Annotated in this window: 4 protein-coding genes; 1 reads left to right on the top strand and 3 read right to left on the bottom strand. The window is 32.1% G+C overall.

Annotated elements, in window-relative coordinates:
- Positions 1–58: 58 nt before the first annotated feature.
- From tnpB to AC1DKZ_RS32540, 3 genes are all read right to left on the bottom strand, one after another.
- Positions 59–1,180, bottom strand: a complete 1,122-nt coding sequence (gene tnpB, locus AC1DKZ_RS32550) for an IS200/IS605 family element RNA-guided endonuclease TnpB (RefSeq protein ID WP_476997949.1) — start codon at positions 1,178–1,180, stop codon at positions 59–61.
- 421 nt (positions 1,181–1,601) lie between these two features.
- Positions 1,602–1,973: a hypothetical protein gene (locus tag AC1DKZ_RS32545; protein ID WP_476997948.1), complete on the bottom strand. Its 372-nt coding sequence runs from the start codon at positions 1,971–1,973 to the stop codon at positions 1,602–1,604.
- A gap of 1 nt (position 1,974) precedes the next feature.
- A complete protein-coding gene (locus AC1DKZ_RS32540) occupies positions 1,975–2,796 on the bottom strand; it encodes a ParA family protein (RefSeq protein WP_476997947.1) in 822 nt (273 codons plus the stop codon).
- 797 nt (positions 2,797–3,593) lie between these two features.
- Here AC1DKZ_RS32540 and AC1DKZ_RS32535 point away from each other — a divergent pair.
- Entirely contained in the window at positions 3,594–3,908 is a 315-nt protein-coding gene (locus AC1DKZ_RS32535) for a hypothetical protein (RefSeq protein WP_016128137.1), read from the top strand.
- The last annotated feature ends 474 nt before the right edge of the window (positions 3,909–4,382 follow it).

The following is a 4,382-nucleotide window of genomic DNA, read 5'->3' as shown; positions in this document are numbered from 1 at the left end:
TCACTTCGTTTAGAAGAGGGGGATTCCTAAGTAAAGAGTTCTATCGAACTCTAATTTATTAGGCTATCTCCACAGTCCTTGCGGTTAGAAGCCTTATCGCTTCATTCTTTAGATTGATACTTGCGTTAATATCCCTATCATGGTGTGTAAGGCAAGAAGGGCAGTCCCATTTACGTAGGTTTAGATTTTTAACGTCTTTGTTTTGATATCTACAACAAGAGCATAATTGGCTTGAAGCAAATGTTTTCGATACGACAATGACTTGTTTGCCGTACCATTTTGCCTTATATTCCAACATAGTTCGAAACAGTGACCATGATACCTCACTAATTGCTTTTGCTAACTTATGATTCTTTAACATATTAGATACTTGCAAATCCTCTATACCAATAACATCGTGGTTTTTGATGATTTCAGTTGAGACTTTGTCCAAGTAATCTTTTCTAGCATTCGTCACGTATTCATGAATTCTAGCTACTTTTACTCGTTGTTTATTCCAGCGAGAAGATCCTTTCATTGTTCTAGAAAGAACACGCTGTGCTTTTGCTAACTTCTCTTCTAATGATCGAAAAAAATCCGGATTTTTATAGGTTGTTCCATCTGAAAAAATGGCGAAATCTTTTAGTCCTACATCAATTCCAGTGTAAGAATGTGTCTTTGGAAATTCTTGCACTTCTGTTTCTACTAACAATGACACAAAGTATCTATCAGAAGGATTCCGTCTAACCGTAGCGTTTAAAATACGTCCGTTTACTTCACGACTTTTGGCAAACCGAACAAGACCTAGTTTTGGCAATTTAATTTTGTTTCCTACAACGGCAATGTTTTCATTTGTTTGTTTTGTGGTGTAAGATTGTACAATGTTCTTCTTAGATTTGAAACGCGGGGCACTGTTTTGTTTTTTGAAAAAACGTGTATAAGCATCCGCAAGGTTGCGAACAGACGACTGAATAGCAATACTATCCACTTCTTTTAGCCAAACAAATTCTTTCTTCATGGCAGGAAGTTTGGCAGAGCATGTACCATATGTCAAACCTTTTCCTGTTTCTTTGTACGCGTTACCCCATAGAGATAGGAAATGATTGAATACAAAACGAGAACAACCAATCGTTTTATTGATTAGAGTTGCTTGTGCTTTATTTGGATATATACGAAATTTATATGCTTTATTGATAATCATAAGTTTCACCTCCATTTCGATATATGTCTATTATACACCAAACATATATTCGGTAGATAGTGAAGTGATCATGACAATTTGTCAATTAACAATTTACTACCTGTCGAACAATTAAGATGGCTTCCTGCCATCCCTTGTCCGAAGCCAATTCATCTCCCACCTACTCACTGGTCCGTGACCCTTCAGGTTCCTTGAGGAAGGAGTTTTCTTGGCTAAAATGATAAAAAAATATAGCAAGGCTCTTATATTTTTTTATCGAAATTAAATAACTTTACTATCAATTTACATAAGGAATATCATGAGGATGTTGCAGTGGAGAGAGAGAAGAAAAGGTTGTGGAGGAAGTTCTGGTGAGGATATTTATTAAAATCGAAAAAATATAGAAATATCCCTATTTCTATGTAGGGATATTTCTATATTTCTAAATCTCTGTTAATAATTTAAATTTCCTTTTCTGTTCGGGAGTTAATTGATTTTCTACATAATGATGTATAAGTAAATCTATTATTTCATGAGCATATTTCGTATTAGTAAGTTTCATTAGTGCTCCAAGCTCTTCCTTAGATTGACTAGAAATTTTAATACTACCTTGTTGGTTTTTAAATTTCTTTTTCTCTGGTGTTTGCTCCTTCTTTTGTTCCTGTTGATTTACTTGTTCTTGTTCATTTTTAGGGGGAAAAGTAGGAGTATCTTCGCCAATTCTTGTTACAACTGAATCCTCGTTTGGGATATAAGGATCTGTTGGGTCAAAATTGCTCTTTTTTCTGCCTAATAATCCAGGAGTTCTTGCCATGTTATACACCAACCTTCATACTTTCAAAAACATTGATACGAGATAATAATTCATCACTAATTTTTTCGTATAGTTCTATTACATTTAAATCATGTCTATCGTTTTCAGTAATACCGTTAACATCAAACCTTTTAATACGTTCCATCTGTGGAACGATATTTTTAAATAGGTTTTCTTCACCAAAAATTTCACGAGCATTTTCCATAATGTATTCATCCACTTTACCATTATTTTTTAATAGCACTGGAAGAATTCCTACAACTTCAACATCAAGATTATATTGCTCTTTTAATTTTATTAGTTGGTTAATGTAGTTTTCTGCACCTGTAAGAGAACGTTCTTGTGTTTGTAGAGTTATAAGAACATAATCAGAAGCTACAACTGCATTTTTTGTAACTTCAATTGACATAGGTGGAACATCGATAAATATGTAATCGTATTTATGTTTTATTTTCTCAAGTAATTCCTTAAAGTAGAAATCTTCCTCTTCTTCCGAAGAACACGATTTATATAGAAATTTTGCGAAATCTTGAAAATCAACATAAGAAGGAATTAAATGTAAATTTTCCGTTATTTCAACTTCTAATCCATCTAAATTCCCCTCTTGAATTCCTTTCATCAATGTTTTAGTTAAAGTTACCTTTTCGTCAGGATTAAGGATAGATTTTGTTAACATAAGAGATTTTGTTGCATTACTCTGTGGATCAAGGTCAACGAGTAAAGTTCGTTTCCCCTTTTTTGCGAATTCATAAGAGTTTAATACAGCATTAGTGGTTTTACCAACGCCTCCTTTGTAATTCCCAACAGTAATTGTAATAGCCATTTATACCACTCCATTTATTTTCTAGAATATACCGCTATATCCCTATTTCTATATTTTAGTGAAAAGATTAGAAGTATAGGGAAATATCTAATTATAGAAATAGGGATATTTCTATGTTATAGAGAAGATTATAGCAGTGATATGTGGTACATGCAATAAAATCTGTCATTTATACCACTCCATTTATTTTTTGAAAAAGTCCTTATGTCCCCATATTCCATGCCCATGAAGCTAGGAAAAGCAAATATCCCAAAACGAGAGAATTGATATCGTCAGGTGAACTGTACAAATTTTTTTGTTTGGGACGTTATAAAAAATATAGTAGTGTTATATGGTACATGCAATAGAATCAGTAATGTATATTACTTCAGTAATTTTTCAAAAGGTCCCCCCTATACCGCCATTTCCGATAACAAAAGCAAGGATATATAGAAATATCCACTTATAGAAATAGGGATATTTCTATGTTGTGAGGGAGATTATAATAGTGATACGTAGTATAAATAATAGAATCAGTAATTTGTTCAAAGCCTCCCCCTATACCACATGCCCATCAACTTAAGAATTTTATAACGCCCCAAAAATAAAAAATTGCACATTTTCACCTGGAGGTGCCAATTTTCTTGTTTCGGGGTATTTGCTTTTCTTAGCTTGATTGTGATGTGGCGAGAACCCATTTATAAAAATAGATTCCAATAGAAATTTAAATACCTTTTTCAAATAAATACAGTCTTTGCACCAGAACCATATATACTATATGAACGTATACAATAAACATAATTAAAGGAGAATAGAACTTGATAAAACATATACTCAGTTTCATTCTTGGAACAATTGTTATATTAATTGGTTCCTTTTGGGTTATTCCTTACACCCTCGAAGCAATTGACAGTAACGTAAGCCATATTACTCCTGACAAAAAGTATTTTAGTAAGCTATATGACTATGATATTAAGCTTTGGATGATTGCAAACCTTATATTTGTCATTTTTTGGGCAATTACTGTTCTTATAGTTAAGTTACCTAATTATAAGAAGAACAGAAGTACTCATATAAAAAAATATAGTCATACAAATCAGCGTAAAAAAGCAAAGAGAAGGCGTCGTAAATAATTGTTTTCTATAAAACAATATACATATTTTATTTTGGATAACATAAGAAGAAAATTATGATACTCATTATGGGGATAGCGTCACATCATTATCAAGCTAACAAAACTAAATTTCCTTAATGTTGAGTGATAATAAAGTTCTTCAAAAAGATGGTTTGAAATTGAAGGAGATATCCACTTATAGAAATAGGGATATTTCTATATTGTGAGAGAGATTATAATAGTGATATGTGTTACAGACAATAGAATCAGTAATTTTTCAAAGGCTCCTCTTATACCATCATTTCTAATAATAAAAGTAGAAAAATATCCCAATATAGAAATATGGATATATCTATATTGGGAGAGATTATAATAGTGATATGTGTTACAAATAATAGAATCAGTAATTTATATTATTCCAGTAACTTTTCAAAAGGTCCCTCCTATACCTTCATTTTTGTAACAAAAGCAACGGGATATAGAAATATCCACT

This window comes from Bacillus sp. 05T21, from assembly GCF_056396785.1.
The sequence above is the reverse complement of the archived record's forward strand: the minus strand, read 5'-3'. Positions and strand labels throughout refer to the sequence as shown.

Coding starts and splice junctions, on each gene's coding strand:
- tnpB (WP_476997949.1), bottom strand. CDS start 1,180: ATGATTATCAATAAAGCATATAAATTTCGTATATATCCAAATAAAGCA.
- AC1DKZ_RS32545 (WP_476997948.1), bottom strand. CDS start 1,973: ATGGCAAGAACTCCTGGATTATTAGGCAGAAAAAAGAGCAATTTTGAC.
- AC1DKZ_RS32540 (WP_476997947.1), bottom strand. CDS start 2,796: ATGGCTATTACAATTACTGTTGGGAATTACAAAGGAGGCGTTGGTAAA.